23 protein-coding genes and 1 tRNA gene are annotated in these 22,082 nt (G+C 70.3%); 16 read left to right on the top strand and 8 right to left on the bottom strand.

Going from position 1 to position 22,082, the window contains the following annotated elements:
* Positions 1–2 precede the first annotated feature (2 nt).
* The 9 genes from IEY56_RS14790 (at position 3) to IEY56_RS14750 (ending at position 6,186) form a co-directional block, all read left to right on the top strand.
* Positions 3–1,346 (top strand): FtsK/SpoIIIE domain-containing protein, encoded by a 1,344-nt coding sequence (locus tag IEY56_RS14790; protein WP_189037646.1) that lies wholly within the window; start codon positions 3–5, stop codon positions 1,344–1,346.
* Positions 1,347–1,435: 89 nt separating this feature from the next.
* Positions 1,436–2,137 (top strand): DUF2637 domain-containing protein, encoded by a 702-nt coding sequence (locus IEY56_RS14785; RefSeq protein ID WP_189037645.1) that lies wholly within the window; start codon positions 1,436–1,438, stop codon positions 2,135–2,137.
* Between the two features lie 19 nt (positions 2,138–2,156).
* Positions 2,157–2,351 (top strand): mobile element transfer protein, encoded by a 195-nt coding sequence (locus IEY56_RS14780; RefSeq protein WP_189037644.1) that lies wholly within the window; start codon positions 2,157–2,159, stop codon positions 2,349–2,351.
* A 14-nt stretch (positions 2,352–2,365) separates the two neighbouring features.
* Positions 2,366–2,560 (top strand): hypothetical protein, encoded by a 195-nt coding sequence (locus IEY56_RS14775; protein ID WP_189037643.1) that lies wholly within the window; start codon positions 2,366–2,368, stop codon positions 2,558–2,560.
* A 14-nt stretch (positions 2,561–2,574) separates the two neighbouring features.
* A complete protein-coding gene (locus tag IEY56_RS14770; protein ID WP_189037642.1) occupies positions 2,575–2,895 on the top strand; it encodes a SpdD-like protein in 321 nt (106 codons plus the stop codon).
* Between the two features lie 258 nt (positions 2,896–3,153).
* Positions 3,154–3,345 carry a hypothetical protein gene (locus IEY56_RS14765; RefSeq protein WP_189037641.1) on the top strand — a complete coding sequence of 64 codons (192 nt, stop codon included), beginning with the start codon at positions 3,154–3,156 and terminating at the stop codon, positions 3,343–3,345.
* Positions 3,342–4,733: a replication initiator protein RepSA gene (repSA, locus tag IEY56_RS14760; protein WP_229711904.1), complete on the top strand. Its 1,392-nt coding sequence runs from the start codon at positions 3,342–3,344 to the stop codon at positions 4,731–4,733. The genes IEY56_RS14765 and repSA overlap by 4 nt, the downstream gene beginning before the upstream one ends.
* Positions 4,730–4,942, top strand: coding sequence for an excisionase family DNA-binding protein (locus IEY56_RS14755; RefSeq protein ID WP_189037640.1), 213 nt, complete (start codon positions 4,730–4,732; stop codon positions 4,940–4,942). Before repSA ends, IEY56_RS14755 begins: the two co-directional genes overlap by 4 nt.
* The gene (locus IEY56_RS14750) at positions 4,930–6,186 is read left to right on the top strand and encodes a site-specific integrase (RefSeq protein ID WP_229711903.1); all 1,257 of its coding nucleotides are present in this window, start codon (positions 4,930–4,932) and stop codon (positions 6,184–6,186) included. The genes IEY56_RS14755 and IEY56_RS14750 overlap by 13 nt, the downstream gene beginning before the upstream one ends.
* A gap of 73 nt (positions 6,187–6,259) precedes the next feature.
* Here IEY56_RS14750 and IEY56_RS14745 read toward each other — a convergent pair.
* The 7 genes from IEY56_RS14745 to galU all read right to left on the bottom strand — a co-directional run bounded on the left by IEY56_RS14745 (position 6,260) and on the right by galU (position 11,935).
* Positions 6,260–6,333 (bottom strand) — tRNA-Ala (locus IEY56_RS14745).
* 144 nt (positions 6,334–6,477) lie between these two features.
* Positions 6,478–7,707: a divisome protein SepX/GlpR gene (gene sepX, locus IEY56_RS14740; protein ID WP_189037638.1), complete on the bottom strand. Its 1,230-nt coding sequence runs from the start codon at positions 7,705–7,707 to the stop codon at positions 6,478–6,480.
* A 174-nt stretch (positions 7,708–7,881) separates the two neighbouring features.
* On the bottom strand, positions 7,882–8,505 hold the full coding sequence (locus tag IEY56_RS14735) for a GNAT family N-acetyltransferase (RefSeq protein ID WP_189037827.1): 624 nt from the start codon (positions 8,503–8,505) through the stop codon (positions 7,882–7,884).
* Positions 8,502–9,008, bottom strand: a complete 507-nt coding sequence (locus IEY56_RS14730) for a MogA/MoaB family molybdenum cofactor biosynthesis protein (protein ID WP_189037637.1) — start codon at positions 9,006–9,008, stop codon at positions 8,502–8,504. The genes IEY56_RS14735 and IEY56_RS14730 overlap by 4 nt, the downstream gene beginning before the upstream one ends.
* Positions 9,005–9,496, bottom strand: a complete 492-nt coding sequence (gene moaC / locus IEY56_RS14725) for a cyclic pyranopterin monophosphate synthase MoaC (protein WP_189037826.1) — start codon at positions 9,494–9,496, stop codon at positions 9,005–9,007. Before moaC ends, IEY56_RS14730 begins: the two co-directional genes overlap by 4 nt.
* Before the next feature lie 227 nt (positions 9,497–9,723).
* Positions 9,724–11,028: a molybdotransferase-like divisome protein Glp gene (gene glp / locus IEY56_RS14720; RefSeq protein WP_189037636.1), complete on the bottom strand. Its 1,305-nt coding sequence runs from the start codon at positions 11,026–11,028 to the stop codon at positions 9,724–9,726.
* Between the two features lie 4 nt (positions 11,029–11,032).
* Positions 11,033–11,935 carry a UTP--glucose-1-phosphate uridylyltransferase GalU gene (gene galU / locus IEY56_RS14715; protein ID WP_189037635.1) on the bottom strand — a complete coding sequence of 301 codons (903 nt, stop codon included), beginning with the start codon at positions 11,933–11,935 and terminating at the stop codon, positions 11,033–11,035.
* Between the two features lie 102 nt (positions 11,936–12,037).
* On the opposite strand from galU, the gene IEY56_RS14710 reads away from it, so the two are divergent.
* Positions 12,038–12,652, top strand: coding sequence for a 5-formyltetrahydrofolate cyclo-ligase (locus IEY56_RS14710; protein WP_189037634.1), 615 nt, complete (start codon positions 12,038–12,040; stop codon positions 12,650–12,652).
* Between the two features lie 78 nt (positions 12,653–12,730).
* On the opposite strand, the gene IEY56_RS14705 is transcribed toward IEY56_RS14710, so the two are convergent.
* Entirely contained in the window at positions 12,731–15,439 is a 2,709-nt protein-coding gene (locus tag IEY56_RS14705) for a penicillin acylase family protein (RefSeq protein ID WP_189037633.1), read from the bottom strand.
* Positions 15,440–15,600: 161 nt separating this feature from the next.
* On the opposite strand from IEY56_RS14705, the gene IEY56_RS14700 reads away from it, so the two are divergent.
* The 6 genes from IEY56_RS14700 to mscL all read left to right on the top strand — a co-directional run bounded on the left by IEY56_RS14700 (position 15,601) and on the right by mscL (position 22,070).
* A complete protein-coding gene (locus IEY56_RS14700; RefSeq protein ID WP_373292089.1) occupies positions 15,601–17,319 on the top strand; it encodes a potassium/proton antiporter in 1,719 nt (572 codons plus the stop codon).
* Positions 17,320–17,562: 243 nt separating this feature from the next.
* Positions 17,563–19,059 carry an MFS transporter gene (locus tag IEY56_RS14695; protein ID WP_229711902.1) on the top strand — a complete coding sequence of 499 codons (1,497 nt, stop codon included), beginning with the start codon at positions 17,563–17,565 and terminating at the stop codon, positions 19,057–19,059.
* Between the two features lie 68 nt (positions 19,060–19,127).
* Positions 19,128–19,493 (top strand): FmdB family zinc ribbon protein, encoded by a 366-nt coding sequence (locus IEY56_RS14690; RefSeq protein WP_189037632.1) that lies wholly within the window; start codon positions 19,128–19,130, stop codon positions 19,491–19,493.
* Between the two features lie 67 nt (positions 19,494–19,560).
* Positions 19,561–20,391 (top strand): S-methyl-5'-thioadenosine phosphorylase, encoded by an 831-nt coding sequence (locus tag IEY56_RS14685; RefSeq protein ID WP_189037631.1) that lies wholly within the window; start codon positions 19,561–19,563, stop codon positions 20,389–20,391.
* A gap of 542 nt (positions 20,392–20,933) precedes the next feature.
* Entirely contained in the window at positions 20,934–21,461 is a 528-nt protein-coding gene (locus tag IEY56_RS14680) for a hypothetical protein (protein ID WP_229711901.1), read from the top strand.
* Between the two features lie 69 nt (positions 21,462–21,530).
* Positions 21,531–22,070 carry a large conductance mechanosensitive channel protein MscL gene (gene mscL / locus IEY56_RS14675; RefSeq protein WP_189037630.1) on the top strand — a complete coding sequence of 180 codons (540 nt, stop codon included), beginning with the start codon at positions 21,531–21,533 and terminating at the stop codon, positions 22,068–22,070.
* Positions 22,071–22,082: the final 12 nt, after the last annotated feature.

Raw genomic sequence — 22,082 nt, 5'->3', positions numbered from 1 at the left:
TCATGACGACGCTGACGATCGCTGCTGCGGTCATCCTGGGCACGGCGGGGCTGCTTCGGTGGCTCCGCCCGGCCTGGTACTGGCTGAGCATCGGCGCCCTGGTCGCCGTGATCCGGCTGCGGTTCCGCTGGGCCTCGGTCATGGAAGCCTGCGGCCTGACCGTCCCGCCCTCCCGCCTGCGTCTCGCCATGGCTCGGGCCACCCGCACTGAGGTGCCTGCGTCGCGTGTTCCGCAGATCCGGCGGCTCAAGGTGACTCGGACTGGGCTGGTGCTGCGGGTGAAGCTGCGGCCTGGTCAGGACGCGTTCGACTTCGCCGCCTCGGCTGACCGGCTGCGGCACTCCTTCGGCATGCAGGGTGTCTCCGCCCGTGAGGTCAAGGCAGGTGTGGTCGAGCTGCGGATGACCGGATACGACGTGCTCAAGCGCGTCCACATGCCCGCCCGTTGTGACTCGGACCTGCTGCGGGTGCCGGTCTCGCTGTGTGAGGACGGCTCCGTGCGCTACCGGGACTACCGGCAGACTCCGCACGAGCTGAACATCGGCGCCACGCAGTCGGGCAAGTCCGTCTACCAGCGCCGTCTCGTCGCTGCTCTCGCATCGCAGCCGGTTGCCCTGGTGGGGATCGACTGCAAGAACGGCGTGGAACTCGGGCCGCTCGCCCGGCGGTTCTCCGCGCTGGCCGACAATCCCGATGACGCGCTCGGTCTGCTGGATGCGTTGGTGGAGCGGATGGCGGCGACCTATGAGGTGATCCGGGCAGAGCAGCGCATCAGCTCGGACGTGCCGGATGCGGAGATCACCGCCGACATCTGGGGACTCCCGGAAGCTCTGCGGCCCACACCCGTGGTGCTGCTGGTCGATGAGGTCGCCGAACTCGCCCTCTACGCCAGCAAGTCGGAGGAGAAGCGCCGCGACGCCATCATCACCGCCCTCGTGCGGCTGGTGCAGCTGGGCCGGGCCGCCGGCATCTACGTGGAGATCTGCGGTCAGCGCTTCGGCTCCGACCTGGGTAAGGGCATCACCCTGCTCCGTGCCCAGCTCACCGGCAGGGTCGCCCACCGGGTCAACGACGAAGCCTCGGCGAACATGGCCTTCGCCGACATCTCCCCGGACGCCGTCCTCGCCACGGTCCAGATCCCCGACCACCGGCCCGGCACCGCCATCGTCGGCGACTCCACCGGCGGCTGGATGACCACCAGGACCCCGCTCACCTCGCTGCGGGACGCGGTCAACCTCTGCAACCAGCACGCAGACCTCACCCCGGACCTGCCCGAACTCGCCGACTACCGGCCCACCTTGGCCGCATCGCTCAAGGCTGTCGAGCACATCTCCGAAGCAGCCTGACCCATACCCCGATTCCGGTTGGCGTGACCGCCTCGCGCCGCGTCCCTACCCCACCCACGCCCGAAACACCTGGAAGGGAGGAGAAGCCAATGCGCTCGATCCGCCTGGACGCCGTGCTCGTGCAAGCGGTCATCGCCGGAGCCCTGTCCTTCGCGCACCTCCACGACATCGCCGCCGCTGCCGGACAGGACGGCTGGAAAGCCTGGGCCTACCCCATCAGCGTCGACCTCCTGCTCGTCGCCGCCTGGCGCCGCATCCGCACCCTCCGCGCCGCCGAAGCCTCGGCACGGGTGGCCTGGTGCTGGTTCTCCATCGCCCTGGCCGCCTCACTCGGCGCCAACGTCGCAACCGCCGGACTCCTCAACGTGCAGGAAGTACCTGCCTGGCTGCGCATCCTCGTCGCCGGATGGCCCGCACTTGCCTTCTTCGGCGGAACCCTCCTCGCCCACACCACACCCCCCGAAGCAGAGGAGCCCGCGGCTGCCTCTCCGGTGCCGGTCGAGGAGGCTTCGGAGCCTGCGCCCGCGTCTGCGGTGTCGGTCGAGCGGCCCGAACTGGCTGAGCCTGCACCGGAGATCGAGCCCTCACCGGCTCCGATCCCGGCTGAGTCGGCCCCGGTACCGGCGCCTGCTGCGGCTGCGGGTGTGCCTCCGGCTCTGGTCGAGCACGCGCGGAAGCTCGCCGACTCCCACCGCGCACAGACCGGCGAGCCGATCGGCACGGACACCCTCCGCTCCCGCCTCGGCGTCCCCGCGCCGCTGGCCGAGGCCATCGCAACCCAACTCACCTGATCAGAAAGGACAACGCGTCATGCCTGCCCGCGACTTCTTCCACTCCGTCGAACGCATCGGCCCCGTGCAGATCGGCACCACCCGATCCCGCCGCACCGGCCAGACCGTCCACGCCGCCGTGTGCACCGCCGAACGCTGCGGATGGTCCGCCAACTACGGGACACGCACCGCCGCCCAGCTCGCCGCCCGCACCCACCGCTGCCGCGTCCGCTGAAAGGAGACCTGCTGATGACCATCGAACTTCCGCTGATCGCCGTGGTCGGGCTCGTCGGCTACTTCGGCATCCGCCTCTTCCGCCCACCGACCTGGCTCATCGTCGTGCTCCTCCTGGGCGGCTTCCTCCTGGCGGACACCTTCCTAGCTCCCGCCATCGAGGGCGGCACCCGCACCGGCACCCAGATCGTCAACGACACCAACGACTGACAGGAGACCCGGCCATGCTCCGCCCCAAGTACCCCAACACCCCGGTCCCGACCGGCATGACGGCGGCCGCTCAGGTGGTCACTCCCACCGCCATCCACACGGCACAGGCACCCTCCGTTCCGCCCGCTCAGGCTCCCGCCCCGGTCGCTGCATCTCCGGCCCGGCTCACGCCCGGCTCCGTGGCTGCCCTCGTCGCCGGGGGAGCGGGCGCCGTACTCGTCGTCGGCACGGTCCTGGTCTCCCTGCTCCTGGCCGTCGCCGTCACCGCCGCATCCGTCGCCGTCTGCGCCGTCGTCCTGCGCTCACTGCTCAACCGGCAAGGGGGCGCTCGCTGATGGACAAGCCGGCCGATCCCCGCGTCTTCGGTCCGGAGTACGCGCCAACTCTCGACGTGGAGTCCGAGCGGTACATGCCAGAGGTTCACGACTCGCCCGAAGAACGGGCGGAGCGGGACCACCGCCTTCTACAGCGAGATCTCTACGGCCTCCGTAGCTGACCGGCCCTCCGGGGCGGCCAAAGCCGCCAAGCGTCCGCCGCCCCGGCAGGGCCCTGGCCCCCAACCAACCCAAGCGAGATCAGAAGGGACACCCATCATGACCCAGCCCACCCCTGCCCCCGCCCGCACCCGCATCTGCGGCGACTGCGACGGCTTCCCCGTCGTCGCCATCGACACCGGCACCCGCAACCCCGACGGCAGCCGCCGCACCCTCCCCGTCATCTGCCAGAGCTGCCACGGTGCCGGCACCGTCCTGATGCGTCGCCTCGTCGCCGGAGGCCGCGCATGAGCAACACCGCCACCATGGCGGGCCTGGACCCGATCACCCTCGCCGATGCGCTGAGGGTGGCCGGGTCCCCCGGTTTCGCCCGCTGGGAAGACCAAGTGCGCCGCACCGGCGGCTGCTCCAAACCGATCCACCTGACCGGCTGGACCCTCACCAAGGACAAGACGACCGGCCAGACCCTTCACCGGTACTCCACGGAGGATGAGCCTGGCGGACGGCTCCGGGTCGCCTGTGGCAACCGCCGTGCCTCCCGCTGCCCGGCCTGCGCCCGTACGTACTCTGCGGACACCTACCACCTCATCCGCGCCGGCCTCGCCGGAGACTCCGACAAGGACATCCCCGCCACCGTGCGCGATCACCCTCGCGTGTTCGCCACCCTCACCGCACCGTCCTTCGGCCCGGTCCACAACCAGCGAGGCAACCAGGCCTGCCGCTGCGGCACGAAGCACCGGGACGACGATCCCGCCCTGGGCACACCGCTCGATCCCGACTCCTACGACTACGCCGGCGCGGTGCTGTTCAACAACCATGCCGGGCAGCTCTGGCAGCGCTTCACCAACCGACTGCGCCGCGAGATCGCCGCCCGTGCCGGCATCACCCAGACCCTGCTCAAGGAGACCGCGCGGATCTCTTACGGCAAGGTCGCAGAGTTCCAGAAGCGCGGAGCGATTCACTTTCACGTCATCGCCCGCATCGACGGGCCTGACGGACCCGAGACCCCTCCGCCGCACTGGGCCAGTCCCGTGTTGCTCGAGGATGCGATCCGCGCCGCCGCCGCGCACTCCTACACCACCATCACCGTCCCCGCGACCGGTGACGAACCCTCACGCACACTGCGCTGGGGTGACCAGCTCGACGTGCGACCGGTCAAAGCCTTCGGCGACGGCTCGGAGCTGACCGAACAAGCCGTCGCGTCCTACGTGGCCAAGTACGCCACCAAGGCAGCCGAGAACACTGGCACCCTCGACCGCCGCATCGGCGAACTCGCCGAACTCGACCGGCACGACGTACCCGACCACACCCGCCGCCTCATCCAAGCCTGCAAGGAACTCGATCCGCTGTATCCGGACCGCAGATTGTGGGCGTGGGCTCACATGCTCGGCTTCCGAGGCCACTTCTCGACCAAGTCCCGCCGCTACTCCACCACCTTGGGAGCCCTCCGGCAGGCACGAGCCGACTACCGCGCCGCCGAACAAGCCCAAGTCCTCGGCCTGGACGACATCGAGCCGGACACCGTGCTCGTCCTCGCCGACTGGCAATACGCCGGCAACGGCCACAGCCCCGGCGAATCCGCCCTCGCCGCAACCATCGCCCGAGACCTCCAACTCAACCGCGACACCGCACGCGAAGCCCTGCACGACCTACGCGCACAGGAAGGAGAAGGCCAGTGACAACCGCCGTGATCGAGAGGAAGTGGCACACCACAGCCGAGGTCGCCGACATGCTCGGCTTCGGTCTGTCCAAGACCAAGATGCTCGTGCTGACAGGCGAGATCCGCTCCGTCAAGGTCGGCCGCAACCGCCGCATCCTTCCGGCCTGGGTCGACGAGTACGTCGAACGCTGCGCTGCCGAAGCCGAGGACATGAGGTGGTCGGCATGAGCGGCAAGCGGGGCAACGGAGAAGGCTCCATCTACCCGTACCGCAACAACAGCTTCGCCGCGTACGTCTGGGTCTCCACCCCGGACGGCAAGCGCAAGCGCAAGTACGTCTACGGCAAGACCCGCGAGGAAGTCCACGACAAGTGGATCAAACTCCACGCCGAAGCCAAGAAGGGTCCCGTCGCGACTCGCACGCCGACCGTGCAGCAGTACCTCACGTATTGGCTGCGGGAAGTCGTGAAGCCAGACCTCAAGCCCAAGACCTACGAGAACTACGAACTCCTCGTTCGCCTCTTCCTGGTGCCGGGCCTGGGCGGCAAGCGGCTCGACAAGCTGTCCGTGCGTGATGTCCGGGAGTGGATGAACAGGGCGATGGAGCAGTGCCGTTGCTGTGCCCGAGGCGTGGATGCGGATCGCTCTCCCGAGAAGCGGCGTTGCTGTGCAGTCGGTCAGTGCTGCCGCCGCCGGCCGTCCCGACGCACCGTGAACGACGCGAGAGCGGTTCTCCGATCCGCCCTCACGCACGCCATGACAGAGGAGTTGATCAGCAAGAATGCGGCCGGTCTGGTCAAGGTCCGGGCTGGTCGCAAGCAACGTCGCGAACCCTGGACGGTGGAGGAAGCGCGGACCTTCCTGGAAGCTGCCCGTGGGGCCCGTGACCCTCTCTACCCGGCCTACGTCCTGGTCCTGGTCCTCGGCTTCCGCCGTGGTGAGGTCCTGGGGCTGTCATGGCAGGACGTGGACCTGGAAGCAGGACAGATCACCGTGGGTCGTCAGCTCCAGCGAATCAGCCGGCGCCTGGTGCACGACGAGACGAAGACCGAGGCATCGACAGCGACGCTGCCCCTCCCCCAGATCTGCGTCACCGCCCTCCAGCTCCGACGCAAGACGCAGCAGGCAGCCCGAAAGGCCGCGGGTGAGCTGTGGACCGACTCCGATTTCGTCTTCACCACTCGCTACGGAACGCCGATTGAGCCGCGGAACTTTAATCGCTCATTCGACGCCCGGTCGGCCAAGGCAAGGGTGCGGAAGATCAGGCTGCACGACACCCGCCACACATGCGGCTCATTGCTCGCGGCCCTCGACGTGCACCCGCGCGTTGCCATGCAGATCCTTCGCCACAGCAAGATCGCGATAACGATGGAGGTGTACACGCACGTCCCGTCCGACGCGACTCGGAAGGCACTGAGGAAGCTCGGCAAGCACCTCGGCGGACCCTCCAGCGATCAAGGACAGTCACCGTAGTTGCTGTACTTCGCTGCTGTACGGCACGACAAAGCCCCCGCTGGATCTTCCCGGCGGGGGCTTTGACCTGCTGTGGACCTGAGGGGATTTGAACCCCTGACCCTCTCGTTGCGAACGAGATGCGCTACCGGACTGCGCTACAGGCCCTTGCGACGGGTGAAACCTTAGCATCCCCGCAGCGCTGCGAGGAAATCCGATAGAGCGCTGGTCACCGCGCTCCCGTGCGGCCCGCCGCAGCGCCCGCCGGGCGCTGCGCCCGCCCCCGCAGGGGCGGACAGCGGTCACCGCCTGTCACTCGTTGGCTGCGCGGGGCCGCTCGCCGTCCTCGTACTGGTCGAAGAGCGGCGTACGGCCGTGCCCGCGTCCGCGGCGGCGCGAGGGGGCCGGATCGTCGGGCCCCTCGTCGCCGCCCGGCTCGCCCCCGGCCGTGGTGGAGCGGGCCGAGCTCCAGGTGCCGGGTCCCTCCAGGTCCACGCCGCGGGTGGTGCGCGGGGCGACGGGAGCGCTGACGTACGTGGGCAGCGGCACCGGGACGGGGTCCCAGCCCTCGCCGGGCTCGCCGTCCCGATTCCGCTGCTGGTCGACCCACTCGGCGTGGTCCGTCTGCTCGACGAGGGCGCGCCGGTCGGCGGCCGTGGGCTCCTGGGCCGCCCGGGCGGCGGGCCGGGCCGCCGGCTGCGTACCGGGCTGGGCGGCGGCCTCCGGCTCCGGCGGCCGGACGTTCGAGGGAGGACCGGGGAAGGACTCGGTCTGCCCGTCCGGGTCCTCCGAAGGCTCCGGGCTGTCCTGCAGACGGTGCGCCACGGCCTCCGCCCGGCGCTTCTCCATGCCGGCGGCGAATCGGCGGCGCTCCTGCACCCGCAGATGCACGATGTACGCGCTGAGCAGCAGCCCCGGCCCGCCGGGCGCCCACAGGTACGTGATGCCGCCGACTCCCGCGACGACAGTGCCCGCCGTGAAGGCGAGAAAGAGCACCATCGTGGTGCGCCGGCGCCGGGCGAGCACCTTGGCGCGCGTGCTCTTTCCGCGGTTCCGCGGTTCGGCCCGTCCGTCGCCCGACGGCCCGTCGCCGCCCCGTACTTCGGCGGCGTGGTCACCGTGCGCGGACAGGACCTCGGTGGGGGCGGCCGCACCGGCCTCGCCCACCATGGTCTTGGGGTCGGCGTAGGCGCGGACGTCCACCGTCTCGTCGGCTGCGTCGTCTCCGCAGGGAACGGCCCCTTGCGCGTCGCCGGGCTCGGGGAAGCCGCCCGCCGTGGCCGCCTCGCGCCGCCCGGCAAGGGGATCACTCAGGGGGTCGGCGAACTCGCCGTGGGCGTCGGGGATTTCACCGTCGCGCTCCGACTCCTTGGCGTATCGCCGCTCCATCGCCGCCTTGCCGGACAGCAGACGGATGGCGGTACTGAAGCGTTCGGTGGGGCGGGACTCGTTCAGTTCGTCCTGCCTGCGGAGCCACATCGGCACCAGATAGGCGGCCCAGGCCCCGACGATGACTGCGTAGATGAGGCCGCTGCTGTTCACCCTCACACGGTAGAGGGGTTTAGCCGCACCCATCTGCCAAATACCGCGGTGTGTCGCACGATCTGGCTGATCTCTCCAGCTTTTTTTCCGATCGCGCCTACCGGGTGGCCGTTCGTCAATTCCCCGGCGGCCGGGGGCCGTTCAGGGAACGGTGATTACTTTCGAATAAATATTCTATTTATTGGAGGTGTGCGGTGCCTCGCGATGCCAGCGCGCCAGCAGCCCTTCGGGGACTTCTTCCGAGGTCAGTGCGTAAACCAGATGGTCACGCCAGGCACCGTCGATATGCAGATAACGGGGCCTCAACCCCTCCTCACGGAAGCCCAGTTTCTCCACGACGCGGCGGCTCGGCGCGTTCTCCGGACGGATGCAGATTTCGATGCGGTGCAGCCCAACCGTGCGGAAGCAGTGGTCCGTTGCCAGCGCCACGGCCGTCGGCATCACACCGCGGCCCGCGACTTCACGGTCCACCCAATAGCCGATGTGTCCGGAGCACATCGATCCCCAGGTGATGCCCGCGACCGTCAACTGCCCCGCCAGGCGCCCCTGGTGCTCCACGACGAACGGCAGCATGCGCCCCGCCTGCGCCTCCCCCCGCAGATGGCGGACCATCTGCCGGTACGTCGGGCGGCGCGGAGGCGCGAGCCCCGCCGGCGCGGGCGGGATCGTGGCCTCCCAGGGCCGCAGCCAGTCGCGGTTGCGCTGGTTGACCTCACGCCAGGCACGCTGGTCGCGCAGCTTTATGGGACGGAGCGAGGTTGCTCCGTCCGTCAGTACGACCGGCCAGGGCGCGTTCAGTTGGGGGCCCCTCTGGGGTGATCGCCTCCGTGGATCTGGTCGACCGCGTGGACCAGAAGCCGGCGGAGGACGGCGAGCCCGTCGCGTACGCCGCCGGACGAACCCGGCAGGTTGACGATCAGTGTGCTGCCGGCGACGCCCGCAACTCCGCGGGAGAGAGCCGCAGTCGGGACCTTGTCGGCTCCCTCCGCGCGGATCGCCTCCGCGATGCCCGGGATCTCGTAGTCGAGGAGGCGGCGCGTCATCTCCGGGGTCTTGTCCGTCGGGGAGATGCCTGTGCCGCCGGTGGTGAGGACGACGTCGTAGCGGGCGTTGACAGCCGCCGTCAGCACCTCGGCGACGGGTTCTCCGTCCGGGACGACGCTCGGGCCCTCCGTCTCGAAGCCCATGGCGTTCAGGGCCTCGACGAGGAGCGGGCCGCCCTCGTCCTCGTAGACGCCGTCCGCTGCCCGGTTCGACGCCGTCACGGCCAGAGCGCGGTAGGAGTGCTGTGCGGGGCTCATGCGCCTGTTCCCTCCTGACGCCCGTCCTCGCCGCCGGAGGGGGACGGGCTCGAAATCGCTGCGGAACGCGTCCAGTTGCCGGACCGGCCGCCGGACTTCTCCTCCACCCGTACGTCCGCGATGACGGCTGACTTGTCGACGGCCTTCACCATGTCGATCACGGTGAGGGCGGCGACCGTCACGGCCGTCAGGGCCTCCATCTCCACGCCCGTACGGTCCGTGGTCTTCACCTGTGCGGTGATCTCGACGGCGTCGTCCGCGACCGAGAGGCCGACTTCTACGCCCGAGATCGCGAGCGGATGGCACAGCGGGACGAGATCCGGTGTCCTCTTCGCTCCCATGATTCCCGCGATGCGCGCCGTCGCGAGGGCGTCCCCCTTGGGCATGCCCTCGCCGCGCAGCAGCTCCACGACGCGCGGCGACACGAGGACTCTGCCGGCCGCACGCGCGGTGCGGGCGGTGACGTCCTTCGCGGAGACATCGACCATGCGGGCTGCCCCACCCTCGTCGATGTGGGTGAGGTGCTGCTGTTCGGCGCTGTTCAATCGTTCTCCCGGAACCGTCCCTGTGACCGGATACGGTACCGGGCCCTCGGCGTCCCGGCGTCGCTCCGGGCGTACGGACCGTGACAGCGACCCGCCCCGGGGCCAGGCAGGAGCGGTGCCGGCGGGGCCGCACAGGCCCGTGGACGGGAGGGTGCAGGTCGGGGTAGGGGCTAGTCCAGCAGGACGACCGTCACCTCTTCGCCCGCCGCGAGCCGCACCGTCTTCTCCGGGACGTCGATCAGCACGTTCGCCTGCGCGAGAGCGGCGACGAGGTGGGAGCCGGCGCCCCCGACGGGACGCACCGAGCCACGGGCCTCCCCCGGCGCGGGCGGCAGGTAACTGCCGCGGAGGAACTGCCGCTTGCCGTCCGGGGAGCTGAGCGGCTCCTCGGTCTCCAGCCGCGCCCGGGCGGTCTCCCGGCGTACGGAGGCGCGCCCCATCAGCGCCCGCACCGCGGGCCGGACGAACAGCTCGAAGGAGACGTACGCGCTCACCGGATTGCCGGGCAGGGCGAGCAGCGGGGTGCGGTCCGGGCCGATCAGGCCGAAACCCTGGGGCTTGCCGGGCTGCATGGCCAGGCGGCGGAACTCGACGCTGCCGCTCCCCTCGTCGATCTTGGAGAGCACTTCCTTGACGACGTCGTACGCGCCCACGCTGACACCGCCGCTGGTGACCACCAGGTCGGCCCGGATGAGCTGGTCCTCGATCGTGGCGCGGAGGGTGTCCGCGTCGTCGGCGACGGCACCCACCCGGTAGGCGATCGCGCCGGCGTCGCGTGCGGCGGCGGTCAGCGCGAAGCTGTTGGAGTCGTAGATCTGACCGGAGCCCAACTGCTCGTCGGGCGGTACGAGTTCGCTCCCCGTGGAGAGGACGACCACCCGGGGCCGCGGGCGGACGCGTACGCTGCCTCGGCCGATGGCGGCCAGCAGGCCCACCTGGGGTGGGCCGAGGACCGTGCCGGCGCCGAGCGCGAGCGACCCCGCCCGCACGTCGCTGCCGCGCGGACGGACGTGCCGGCCCGCCGAGACGGGACGGTGGACGCGCACCTCACCTGCCGCACCCTCCGGCGAGGCGCTGCGGGCGCTCATGGAGTCCACGGGCCCGCCGCCGAGACCGCCGTCGGTCCACTCGACGGGGACGACCGCCTCCGCTCCGGGCGGCATCGCGGCCCCCGTCATGATGCGGGCGGCCTGGCCGGGCCCTACGACGGGGAGGTCTCCGGCGCCCGCCGCCACGTCCCCTATGACGGACAGCACTGCCGGGAACTCCTCGGACGCCCCTTCGACGTCGGCGGTGCGCACCGCGTAGCCGTCCATCGAGCTGTTGTCGAAGGGAGGCAGCGAGGTGGGCACCGGGATGTCCTCGACGAGCACGCACCCCTGTGCGTCGAGGAGTTGGAGCTCGATGGGCTCCAAGGGGCGCACGCTGCGCAGGATGTCGTCCAGGTGCTCCTCGACCGACCAGGTCTCGCTCAACGGCTCACATCTCCTCGGTGACGAAACTCCGCAGCCAGTCCCGGAAGTCCGGGCCCAGGTCCTCACGTTCGCATGCCAGTCTGACGATGGCGCGCAGATAGTCTCCCCTGTCACCGGTGTCGTAGCGCCTGCCGCGGAAGACCACTCCGTGCACCGGGCCGCCCAGCGACGGCTCCGCCGCGAGGGTCTGCAGGGCGTCGGTGATCTGGATCTCGCCGCCGCGTCCCGGCTCGGTCTTGCGGAGCACGTCGAAGACGGCCGGGTCGAGCACGTAGCGGCCGATGATCGCGAGGTTGGACGGCGCCTCGTCGCTCGACGGCTTCTCCACGAGGTCGGACACCCGGACGACGTCCTCCTCGCCGGTGGGCTGCGCGGCCGCGCAGCCGTAGAGGTGGATGTTCTGCGGTTCGACCTCCATGAGCGCGATGACGCTGCCGCCGTGCTGCTCGCGCACCTGGGTCATGCGGGTGAGCAGCGGATCACGCGGGTCGATCAGGTCGTCGCCCAGGAGGACGGCGAAGGCCTCGTCCCCCACGTGCGGTGCCGCGCAGAGAATGGCGTGGCCGAGACCGCGGGGGTCGCCCTGGCGCACGTAGTGCATCGTCGCCAGGGCGCTGGACTCCTCGACCTTGCTCAGCTTGGCCTCGTCGCCCTTGTCGCGCAGAACCTGTTCCAGTTCGTAATTGCGGTCGAAATGGTCTTCGAGGGGCCGCTTGTTGCGGCCGGTGACCATCAGAACGTCGGACAACCCGGCGGAGACGGCCTCCTCGACCACATACTGGATCGCCGGCTTGTCGACGACCGGCAGCATCTCCTTGGGCGTGGACTTGGTAGCCGGCAGGAAGCGGGTGCCCAAACCCGCCGCCGGGATGACAGCCTTGGTGATCTGTGCTCGGGGAGTAGTCATGTCCCGCACGATAACCGGAGGCTTTGACCGGAAGGTACGCCTTCGCTCCGATATGTAGCGGTGTGAGCATGCCTGTTCACGCCGGAAGGGACCGGCCGGCCTGTGACCCCCATCGACGGTAGTAAGCGCGCTTTGCGGGAGAGCATCCTCGCGGTGAGGGCGCGGTTGACTGCCCGCGACGCGGAGGAGACGGCGGCCGTCCTGTCGGAGCGCGCCCTGGAGCTGCCCGAGCTGGCGGAGGCACGGAGCGTCGCGGCGTATGTCTCGGTGGGCCGCGAGCCGGGGACGCTGCCGCTGCTGGAGGCCCTGCGCCTGCGCGGGGTGCGCGTGCTGCTGCCGGTGCTGCTCCCCGACAACGACCTGGACTGGGCCGCGTACGAGGGCGCGCACCGCCTCGAACGCGCCGGACGTGGACTGCTGGAGCCCGACGGCCCGCGCCTCGGTCCGGACGCGGTGACGGACGCCGAGGTGGTGCTGCTGCCCGGGCTGGCCGTCGACGGGCAGGGCATCAGGCTGGGGCGCGGCGGCGGGTCGTACGACCGCGTGCTGGCGCGGATCGGGGCGTCCGGGGCGCGGCCCGCTCTCGCCGTGCTGCTCTACGACGCCGAACTGGTCGGCAGCGTGCCGGCGGAGCCGCACGACCTGCCCGTCGCCGCCGCGGTGACGCCCTCCGGGATCCACCGCTTCAAGGCTCCGCCGCCGCACCACCGTCACTGACGAGGCCGCGGCCGGCAGACGGTCGGGACGGGGCGGGGGTCGGCGGCGGGCCTGCCCCTCAGGGACAGGCCCCTCCTTCTACGGCGTGAACGCCATCTTGTCCTCGGTGGCCTTCTCCACGGCCTTCTCGGAGAACGCCCACTTCAGCGTCGCACCCTCGGACCACTTGTCCATCTGGTCGACGTAGTGCGGGTTGTAGGTGTGGCCCGAGGCGCCGGTGAGGTTGATCCAGCGGGACTTGTCGAAGTCGTCGAGGTTGACGACCATCCGCATCGAGGGCACCCAGACCACTTCGTAGCCTCCGGCCGCGTTCCACCCGGTGGCGTTCACGGCGTCCTCGCCGCCGCCGAGGTCCCAGGGACCGCGGTTGAGCAGCCACTGCATGAAGCCCGGGCCTTCCGTACCGATGGTCTGGTTCTTCAGCATCAGGAGGTGGAGGCGGCCCCAGCTCCAGGTCTCTATGTCCTTGCCCAGCTTGGAGGTCAGCTCCCAGCGGGCGTTCTTCATGGCGTGGGCGAGGAGCTCGTCGCGGTTCTGGTCGCCGGGACGCCCCTTGTTGGCCGGGGTCTTCCACCAGTCGCTGTCGGAGTCCTTGATCAGCTTCCGTACGACCTCGTACCAGCGGTCGCCGCCGTCCGGCTGCCCGGAAGCCGCGTCCCGCACGCCGCACTCGCGCACCAGGCGGGTGTTGCCGCTGAGGTCGTCGACGGGAGCGGAGTCGTCGGTGGGCCTCACGTTCAGGCAGTCGCCCTTGACGCGCAGCTCCTTGGGGAGCTTGTTGCCGAAGGCCAGCAGCAGCATGTTGCGCCAGACGGCGTTGAAGTACGCGGCGGGCGCCGAGTCGCGGTCCTGGGTGTAGTCCCAGCCCTCGAGGAGCTGCTGCGCCTCGCGTACGTAGCCGTCCTTCACGTCGATCTTCAGCAGGTAGGGCACGAGCAGCTTGGCGATCTCGCTGCTGTTGTCCATCTGCATGGTCTGCATGTCGTTGGTGGAGATCTTGCCGCCGTCTTCGATCTTCGACTTGATCAGGTCGTTGATCCGCTGGCTGCGCGTCCCGTAGCTCCAGTCCTCGGTGAGCATGTACGGGTACTTCTTCTTGTCCACGACGGCCTGGTTGGCTGTGACTATGTAGCCGCGTTCGGGGTTGTACTCCCAGGGCAGCGCGTCCTGCGGCACGTAGCCCTTCCACCGGTAGCGCGAGTCCCAGCCGGGCGCGGGGTAGCGGCCGTCGCCGGCGGCGCGCACGGGGATGCGGCCGGGGGCCTGGTAGCCGATGTTGCCCTTGGTGTCGGCGTAGATCAGGTTCTGCGAGGGCGCCGCGAAGTCCCGGGCGGCGGCACGGAATTCCCCGAAGTCGGTCGCCTGGTTCAACTTGAAGATCGCGTCCATGGACTTGGACGGGCTCAGCGCCGTCCACCGCAGCGAGACGCCGTAGCCGTCGCCGCGGTCGGGGGCCGCGTTGTCCACGGGGGCCTCGTCGCCGACCTTGCGCAGTTCGCTGTCGCGGTCGGAGATGACAGGGCCGTTGTTGGTCTCGCGCACCGTGATCTCACGGCTAGGCCCGTCGGCCACCTTGATGGTCTCCTGGCGGGTGCGGTACGGGCGCCGCTTGCCGTCGTACAGGTAGGTGCCGTCGCGGAACTTCTCCAGGTACAGGTCCGTGACGTCCGCGCCGAGGTTGGTCATGCCCCAGGAGATCTGCTGGTTGTGGCCGATGACGACGCCCGGCATACCGGAGAAGGTGAAGCCCGAGACGTCGTACGGGCAGGCCTTGCTCACCGTCCTGCAGTGCAGTCCCATCTGGTACCAGACGGACGGCAACTGTGGCGCCAGGTGAGGGTCGTTGGCCAGCAGCGGCTTGCCCGTCGTCGTGTGCTCGCCCGACACGACCCACGAGTTGGAGCCGATGCCGCTGTTGCTGGGTCCGAGCATCGCGGGGACCTTGTCGAGCTGCGTCGCCACGGAACTCAGCCGGGAGCCGGCCTTCCGCACGGCGGCCTGCTGAGCGGCGGCCGCACCGCCGTTCGGCGAGGCGGAGGAGCTGGCGCCCGGGACGAACTTCTTGCGGCCGGCTTTCGCTTCGCTGTCGACGATCGGCTCGTGGCGGTCGACGGGATACTCCGGGTACAGCTCCTCGATCTGCTGCCGGGTCAGCCGGCTCGTCATCAGCGAGCGGTCGACCTCGGACTTCATGTTCGACCGGAGGTCCCACGCCATGGCCTTCAGCCAGGCGACGGAGTCGACGGGGCTCCACTTGTGCGGCGTGTAGTCGTTGGACAGCTCCAGTGCCCCGTACTCGACGGAGGCGGCAGTGCCCTTGTGGTCCTTCAGGTAGGCGTTGACGCCCGCGGAGTACGCCTTGAGGTTGGCCTTCGTCGACGGCGCGAGGTTCGCGTACTCCTTCTCCGCGACGCGGCGCCAGCCGAGGGTGCGCAGGAAGGCGTCGGTCTTGACCTGGCTCTCGCCGAACATCTCGGAGAGGCGGCCGGCGGTCGTGTGCCTCCGTACGTCCATCTCCCAGAACCGGTCCTGGGCCTGCACGTACCCCTGCGCCGTGAAGAGGTCCTTCGAACTGTCCGCGTAGACCTGCGGGATGCCCTCGCGGTCACGCTGGACGGTCACCGGGTCGTCGAGCCCTTTGAGCTTCAGCGAACCCGTCGTCTGCGGGAACGAGTCCCGCACGGAACTTATGGACCAGAACGTGCCGCCCCCGATACCGGCCACGAGCAGCAGCACGACTGCGATCACGATCAGACGGGCGCGTCGCGAGGTCTTCTTGGCGGGCATCTCTGTCCTTCGAGGGGCAGGGCGGACCTGGGTCGGGCGGACCGGGTACGGATTCACGCTGGAGCAACCATAGGCGGAGCCTGCCCGGCACTACACAGGGAGTCACCGGCGAACCCGGAGGGACGTTCAAGCGATGGTAAATTGTTAGCCACGCGAACGATTTGGCGGATCTGCTAGGGACTTCGCCGCGATCTGGAAAGGATCTGCCCCTGACTGTCGACCGCCTCAACCAACTCCTGCTCCTCAGCACCCTCGTCCTGCTCTTCGCGGTCGCCGCTGTCAGGCTCTCCTCCCGCAGCGGACTGCCGAGTCTGCTGGTCTACCTCGGCATAGGGATCGCCATCGGGCAGGACGGTCTCGGTGTGCAGTTCGACAACACGACGCTGACCAGAACGCTCGGCTACGCCGCGCTCGTCGTGATCCTCACCGAGGGCGGACTCAGCACCAAGTGGCGGGAGATCCGGCCTGCGGTCCCGGCGGCCGCGGTGCTGTCCACGCTGGGCGTGGGGGTGAGTGTCGCGGTCACGGCGTCCGCCGCCCACTATCTCGTCGGGCTGAACTGGCAGGCGGCGCTGCTGATGGGAGCGGTCGTCTCGTCGACGGACGCGGCGGCAGTCTTCTCCGTGCTGCGCAAGGTTCCGCTGCCGAAGCGGCTCACGGGCGTGCTGGAGGCGGAGTCGGGGTTCAACGACGCCCCGGTCGTGATCCTCGTCGTCGCGATCTCCGCGCACGATTTCGCGGCAGTGCACTGGTACGTGCTGGTCGCGGAGATCGCGCTGGAGCTGGCGATCGGGCTGATCGTCGGACTCGCCGTCGGCAAGCTGGGCGAACTGGGCCTGGGACGGGTGGCACTGCCGTCGTCGGGCCTCTACCCGATCGCGGTGATGGCACTGTGCGTGCTGTCCTACGCGGGCGGAGCGATCGCGCACGGCTCCGGATTCCTCGCGGTCTACGTCACCTCCCTGATCCTGGGCAACGCCCGGCTTCCACACCGCCCCGCGGTACGCGGATTCGCCGACGGGCTGGCGTGGATCGCACAGATCGGCCTGTTCGTGCTGCTCGGTCTGCTGGTCACGCCGCACGACCTGCTGGACGACGTCGTACCGGCGATCGTCGTCGGCCTCGCGCTCACCGTGGTCGCACGCCCCCTGTCGGTGGTGTGCAGCATGCTGCCCTTCGACCAACGCTGGCGCGACCAGGCGCTGCTGTCATGGGCGGGGCTGCGCGGAGCCGTCCCCATCGTGCTGGCGACCATCCCGCGAGTGGCCGAAGTCCCCGGCAGCGAGCGCATCTTCAACATCGTCTTCGTGCTCGTGATCATCTTCACCGCCGTGCAGGGCCCGACGCTTCCCTGGCTGGCGCGGAAGCTGCAACTCGGCGACAGCGAGGAACCGATGGACATGGACATCGAGTCCGCCCCGCTGGAACGCCTGCGCGGCCATCTGCTCTCCGTCGCCATCCCGCAGCACTCCAGGATGCACGGAGTCGAGGTCGGCGAACTGCGTCTCCCGCCAGGAGCGGCGGTCACCCTCGTCGTACGCGACGGCAACAGCTTCGTCCCGCTGCCGACGACGATGCTGCGGCACGGGGACGAACTGCTGGTCGTGGCGACCGACCCGGTGCGCGACGCCGCGGAGCAGCGGCTCCTGGACGTGGGCAGGGGCGGCAAGCTGGCCGGATGGCTGAAGTCGGACGGGGAGGGCCGGGCCGCCGGCCCGAACGCGCGCCGCCGCAGTCCGCGACGCCCCTGGGGCATCCGTGTACCGGGCTCGAGGCACGCCCAGGCAGGGCATCCCGGGGCAGGGCAGGCCGAGGCAGGGCACGCCGGCTCCGAGAGGTCCGGCGGATTCCGGCGGCCCTGGGACCTGCGGAAGCACTGAAGCGGCTCCGGGCTCGCCCCGTGAGGGCGGCCGCGGCTCTCGATCGCTCCGACGGGCCGTCCCTGCCCCGTCCACGGGGATTCCCCTCGTCGCGCAGGCCGTTATCCTGCCTGACGGCAAGACATTTCACCGATCCTGCCTGATGCAGGGCTGGCGCGACCGGAGGTACGCGCTAGAGGACAGCCCTCGGCGGACAGCCCTCGGTGCGAGCGGCGCGCTACCAGGCGGCAGAGAGGCCCGGCCGTGACGTCTCCGGCCACCCCGGCAGGCGAACGCCGCCCCGGATACCGCGAGTTGCTCCGCACGCCTGGGGCCTGGCGCTTCGTGATCCCCGGCTTCCTGGCCCGGCAGCCGATCGCCATGCTCGGCATCGGCACCGTGCTGCTGGTCGAGCACACCACCGGCTCCTACGGGGTCGCGGGCACCGTCACCGCGGTCTCCGGCGTCTCGATGGCACTGATCGCGCCGCAGAGCGGAAAGCTCACCGACCGGTTCGGACAGGGAGCCGTCCTCGTACCCGCCGTGTTGCTGCACGCGCTGACGGTCTCGCTGCTGATCGTCCTGGCCCTGCGGGACGCACCGCTGTGGGCGCTGTTCGCCGCAGCGATACCTGCAGGAGCGACCACCCCGCCGATCAGCCCGATGGTGCGGGCCCGCTGGTCGTCGTCCCTGGACGGCAGCTCGCCGCTGACGACGACCGCGGCGGCCTTCGAGTCGGTCACGGACGAGTTCACCTTCATCGTCGGCCCCGTGCTGACGACCGCCCTGTGCACGACCGTGCATCCGGCCGCGGGACTGGTCGCGGAGGCACTGCTGATCCTGGGCGGCGGGCTCTTCTTCGCCGCGCAGCGGAGCACACAACCGCCCAGGGCGCGCGGACAGAACACGGGGAACGCGAAGAGCAAGGCGAACATCCGACGGGACAGTGCGGCGCGCACGCGCACGGACAGCGCGACGCGTCCCGACGGTGGGGGACGTTCCGGCAGCGCGACGTACACCGACGGCTCTCTCGACCGACCTCTCGACGGCAGGGACGCCGCGGACAGTGCTCCGGAAGGCGCCGCCCCCCAAGCCGAGCCGGCCACGGCACGGACAGACGACGGTGAGCGGTCCGCGCTGGCCGTCCCCGGCGTGCGCGTGCTGATCCCCGCGCTCCTGGGCATCGGAAGCGTCTTCGGAGGCATGCAGGTCTCCATCGCCGCGGTCACACAGTTCGCGGGCCGACCGGAGCTCAACGGCGTGCTGTACGGGATATTCGCCACCGGGAACACGCTGGCCGCCGTGGCCGTCGGGACGATCCGCTGGAGGCGCAGTGCCCAGGCCCGGCTGCTGATCGCCTACCCCCTTCTCGTATTGGCCACCGTGACGCTGGCCACCGCGGCCCAGCTGACTCCGTGGCTGACGCTGCTGGGTGCGCTGGGCCTGGTGGCGGGGCTGAGCGTGGCGCCGTCGATGATCACCGGCTTCACGCTCGTCGACCTGCTGGTTCCGGCGGCCGTCCGCACAGAGGCCTTCACATGGCTGACCGGGGCGGTGGCACTGGGTCAGGCCGCGGGCTCGATGGCCGCCGGACAGCTGACGGACGGCTTCGGCGCGGGCGCCGGCTTCCTCGCCTCGGCTGCGGGTACGGGGCTGGCGCTGGCGGCCCTCGTCATCTTCCGCCGCCGGCTGGCCGGCCGGCACGGCGGACGGGGATCACCGGGTGGGGTGGGTCACCGTGCACCTGCAACGGTGGACTGACGCGCGGGAATGCTGCACTATGGAGCGTCGTTAGCACTCACCGAGTAAGAGTGCCAGGAGGAAGAGACGTGCCGACGTACCAGTACCAGTGCACCCAGTGCGGCGAGGGCCTTGAGGTGGTGCAGAAGTTCACCGACGACTCACTGACCGAGTGCCCCGCGTGCGAGGGCCGCCTGAAGAAGGTCTTCTCGGCAGTCGGCATCGTCTTCAAGGGCTCCGGCTTCTACCGCAACGACAGCCGCAGCACCACGTCGAGCTCGACGAGCGGATCGTCGTCGAGCTCGTCCGACACCTCCTCCAAGAGCAACGGCGACAGCTCGTCGTCCTCGAAGTCCTCGGACTCCGGTTCGTCGGGTTCCGGTTCGGGCTCCTCGAAGTCGGACTCGTCCGGCAGCTCCAAGAGCACCAGCACGGCGGGCAGTTCGGCCGCCTGACGGTCCTGCCGGGCCTTGCGCCCGGCACCCTCCGTCCCGTCCCGGAGCTGCCCTTAGGGTGGGCCGTATGAGCGAACAGGCTGAGATCGGCGTCATCGGTGGCTCCGGCTTCTACTCCTTCCTGGAGGACGTGACCGAGGTCACGGTCGACACCCCGTACGGCGCCCCGAGCGATTCGCTCTTCCTGGGTGAGATCGACGGACGGCGGGTCGCCTTCCTCCCCCGCCACGGCCGCAAGCACCACCTGCCGCCGCACCGCATCAACTACCGCGCCAACATGTGGGCGTTGCGCTCCGCCGGCGTGCGCCAGGTGCTGGGGCCCTGCGCGGTCGGCGGCCTGCGCGAGGAGCACGGGCCGGGCACGCTTCTGATCCCGGACCAGCTCGTCGACCGTACGAAGACGCGCGTGCAGACGTACTTCGACGGCGAGGCCCTCCCCGACGGCTCCATCCCGAACGTCGTGCACCTGACCTTCGCCGACCCCTACTGCGAGGCCGGACGGCAGGCATGCCTCTCCGCCGCACAGGACCACGGCTGGGCAGCCGTGGACGGGGGCACCCTGTGCGTCGTCGAGGGGCCCCGCTTCTCCACCCGCGCGGAGTCGCGTTGGCATGCGGCGCAGGGCTGGTCGGTAGTCGGCATGACGGGCCACCCGGAGGCGGCACTGGCCCGCGAACTCGGGCTCTGCTACGCCTCGCTGACCCTCGTTACCGACCTCGACGCGGGCGCCGAGACGGGCGAGGGCGTCTCCCACGAAGAGGTCCTGCGGGTCTTCGGGGAGAACGTCGGACGCTTGCGGAACGTGCTGTTCGACGCTGTCGGGAAGCTCCCCGTGGAGCGCTCGTGCGGCTGCTCCGAGTCGCTGGGCGGGCTGGACCCGGGCATCGAGCTGCCGTAGCGGCGGACTGCGGCCCGCTCCTGGGATGCGGGGCGCGGTCGGGGGCACGGGCGGCCGCGAGGGGCTGCAGTGGGAGCTGCCGGTGCACTCGCTGACGCTGACGTACCGGGTCCCGCACGCGGATGGCCGCAGCCCGGTGGACGGGTGCGGCAACCTCACCCCGCGGGGGTTTGAGTTATCCACAACTGCCCGGTTATCCACGGTTTTCAGCGCGATTCCCCGACCCACGGCGATATGCCGCACTCTGACGTCTGAAGCGGAAGCGAAGACCTTCTGACGCGGGCGGGGTGTGGTGTCTGGTGTCCCGGAATTTCCAGCCTGGGCGGGGGCCCTGGCACGAGCGCGACGGCGGCCGGCCGGACGGGCACGGCAGGAGCGAGAACGGCGAGAACAGGGGCAGCGACAGGGGCGGCGGCGGAAAGCGCGGCGCCGGTGCGGGTGGCGGGGCTGATGGGGTCGGCGGCCGCCGGTTCCGCGGCGCGGGAGCGTGCGTCGTACCGGACCTCGTTCCGGTGCGGGTGGGCGGGGGCGGCAGACATCGCATGCGGCGGCTCCTGCGAGGGCGGCGCCGCGCGACAGCGGCGGGGCTGGCGGTCGCCGCGGCCGCGCTGGCGGCCTCAGCCGCCCGCGGCCAGGGCCCGGCCGGGGCGTCACACCCCGATGACCTCGCGTCCACACGGTCCGCCACCAGCGGCCGCACGGCGCCCGAAGCGGGTTCCGCGGCGGATTCAGCGGCGGGGGAAGGCTCGAGTTCTGGGGAGGGGGACGACCGGGCAGGCGCGTCCGATCCCGGACAGCGTCCCACGTCCGTCTCCGCCCCCGTGCGCATCGCGGACGCCGCCGCCGTACGCCTGCTGAGACCGGGCGACAGGGTGGATGTGATCGCGTCCCAGGAGGGCTCCGCTCCCCCGCGGACCGTCGCGACGGGGGCCAGGGTGGAGCGATTGCCCAAGCACGTGGAGACTGACCCGGTCGACGGGGCGCTCGTCGTGCTGGCAGTGCCGCGCAGGACTGCGACGGCGCTCGCCGGGGCGGCGGTCACCTCCCGTCTCGCGGTGACGCTGCGCTGAGCAGTGACGCGGTGCGCGGACCGCGAGGCGGACAGGAACGAAAGCACAGAAGGGCGGCGCGAAGACCGGATGCCGGACGCCGAAGTCGAGAAGAAGAGCCTGCTGGCCGGATTCAGGGAATTCCTGATGCGCGGCAACGTGGTCGAACTGGCCGTCGCCGTGGTCGTGGGCACCGCATTCAGCAAGATCGTCGATTCGGTCGTCAAGGGCCTGATCAACCCGCTCGTGGGGGCGATAGGCACGAAGGACCTGGACAAGTACAGCTCCTGCCTCAAGGCCCCGTGCGAGATCAGCAAGACCACCGGTGAAGTCACCGAAGGCGTCCCGATCAACTGGGGGCCGGTCCTCAGCGCATCGCTGACGTTCCTGATCACCGCTGCCGTCGTCTACTTCCTCATGATCCTTCCGATGTCGAAGTACAAGGAGCGGCGGGCAGCCAAGAACCCGACGCCGGAGGCCCCGCCGGAGCTCAGCGAGGTCGACCTGCTGGCAGAGATACGCGACCTCCTCGCAGCGCAGCGGAACGGCTCGGGCAGCACGCACGGCGGGGCAGGCGGCGAGGCTTCCGTCGGGGCGCAACGTGACGGGCTGGACATACGCAAGGAGTAGGGCCGGAAAGGG

The organism is Streptomyces daqingensis (assembly GCF_014645895.1).
Taxonomy (GTDB): Bacteria; Actinomycetota; Actinomycetes; order Streptomycetales; family Streptomycetaceae; genus Streptomyces; species Streptomyces daqingensis.
Note: the sequence above shows the minus strand (reverse complement) of the source record. Positions and strands in the feature narration are given on the sequence as shown.

Excerpts from the sequence above, each read along its gene's own strand:
- galU (WP_189037635.1), bottom strand. The coding sequence starts at position 11,935 with ATGACTACTCCCCGAGCACAGATCACCAAGGCTGTCATCCCGGCGGCG.
- mscL (WP_189037630.1), top strand. The coding sequence starts at position 21,531 with ATGCCGGACGCCGAAGTCGAGAAGAAGAGCCTGCTGGCCGGATTCAGG.
- IEY56_RS14790 (WP_189037646.1), top strand. The coding sequence starts at position 3 with ATGACGACGCTGACGATCGCTGCTGCGGTCATCCTGGGCACGGCGGGG.
- IEY56_RS14685 (WP_189037631.1), top strand. The coding sequence starts at position 19,561 with ATGAGCGAACAGGCTGAGATCGGCGTCATCGGTGGCTCCGGCTTCTAC.
- IEY56_RS14680 (WP_229711901.1), top strand. The coding sequence starts at position 20,934 with ATGCGGCGGCTCCTGCGAGGGCGGCGCCGCGCGACAGCGGCGGGGCTG.
- IEY56_RS14780 (WP_189037644.1), top strand. The coding sequence starts at position 2,157 with ATGCCTGCCCGCGACTTCTTCCACTCCGTCGAACGCATCGGCCCCGTG.
- IEY56_RS14770 (WP_189037642.1), top strand. The coding sequence starts at position 2,575 with ATGCTCCGCCCCAAGTACCCCAACACCCCGGTCCCGACCGGCATGACG.
- IEY56_RS14730 (WP_189037637.1), bottom strand. The coding sequence starts at position 9,008 with ATGAGCCCCGCACAGCACTCCTACCGCGCTCTGGCCGTGACGGCGTCG.
- moaC (WP_189037826.1), bottom strand. The coding sequence starts at position 9,496 with ATGGTCGATGTCTCCGCGAAGGACGTCACCGCCCGCACCGCGCGTGCG.
- IEY56_RS14775 (WP_189037643.1), top strand. The coding sequence starts at position 2,366 with ATGACCATCGAACTTCCGCTGATCGCCGTGGTCGGGCTCGTCGGCTAC.
- IEY56_RS14765 (WP_189037641.1), top strand. The coding sequence starts at position 3,154 with ATGACCCAGCCCACCCCTGCCCCCGCCCGCACCCGCATCTGCGGCGAC.
- IEY56_RS14705 (WP_189037633.1), bottom strand. The coding sequence starts at position 15,439 with ATGCCCGCCAAGAAGACCTCGCGACGCGCCCGTCTGATCGTGATCGCA.
- repSA (WP_229711904.1), top strand. The coding sequence starts at position 3,342 with ATGAGCAACACCGCCACCATGGCGGGCCTGGACCCGATCACCCTCGCC.
- IEY56_RS14785 (WP_189037645.1), top strand. The coding sequence starts at position 1,436 with ATGCGCTCGATCCGCCTGGACGCCGTGCTCGTGCAAGCGGTCATCGCC.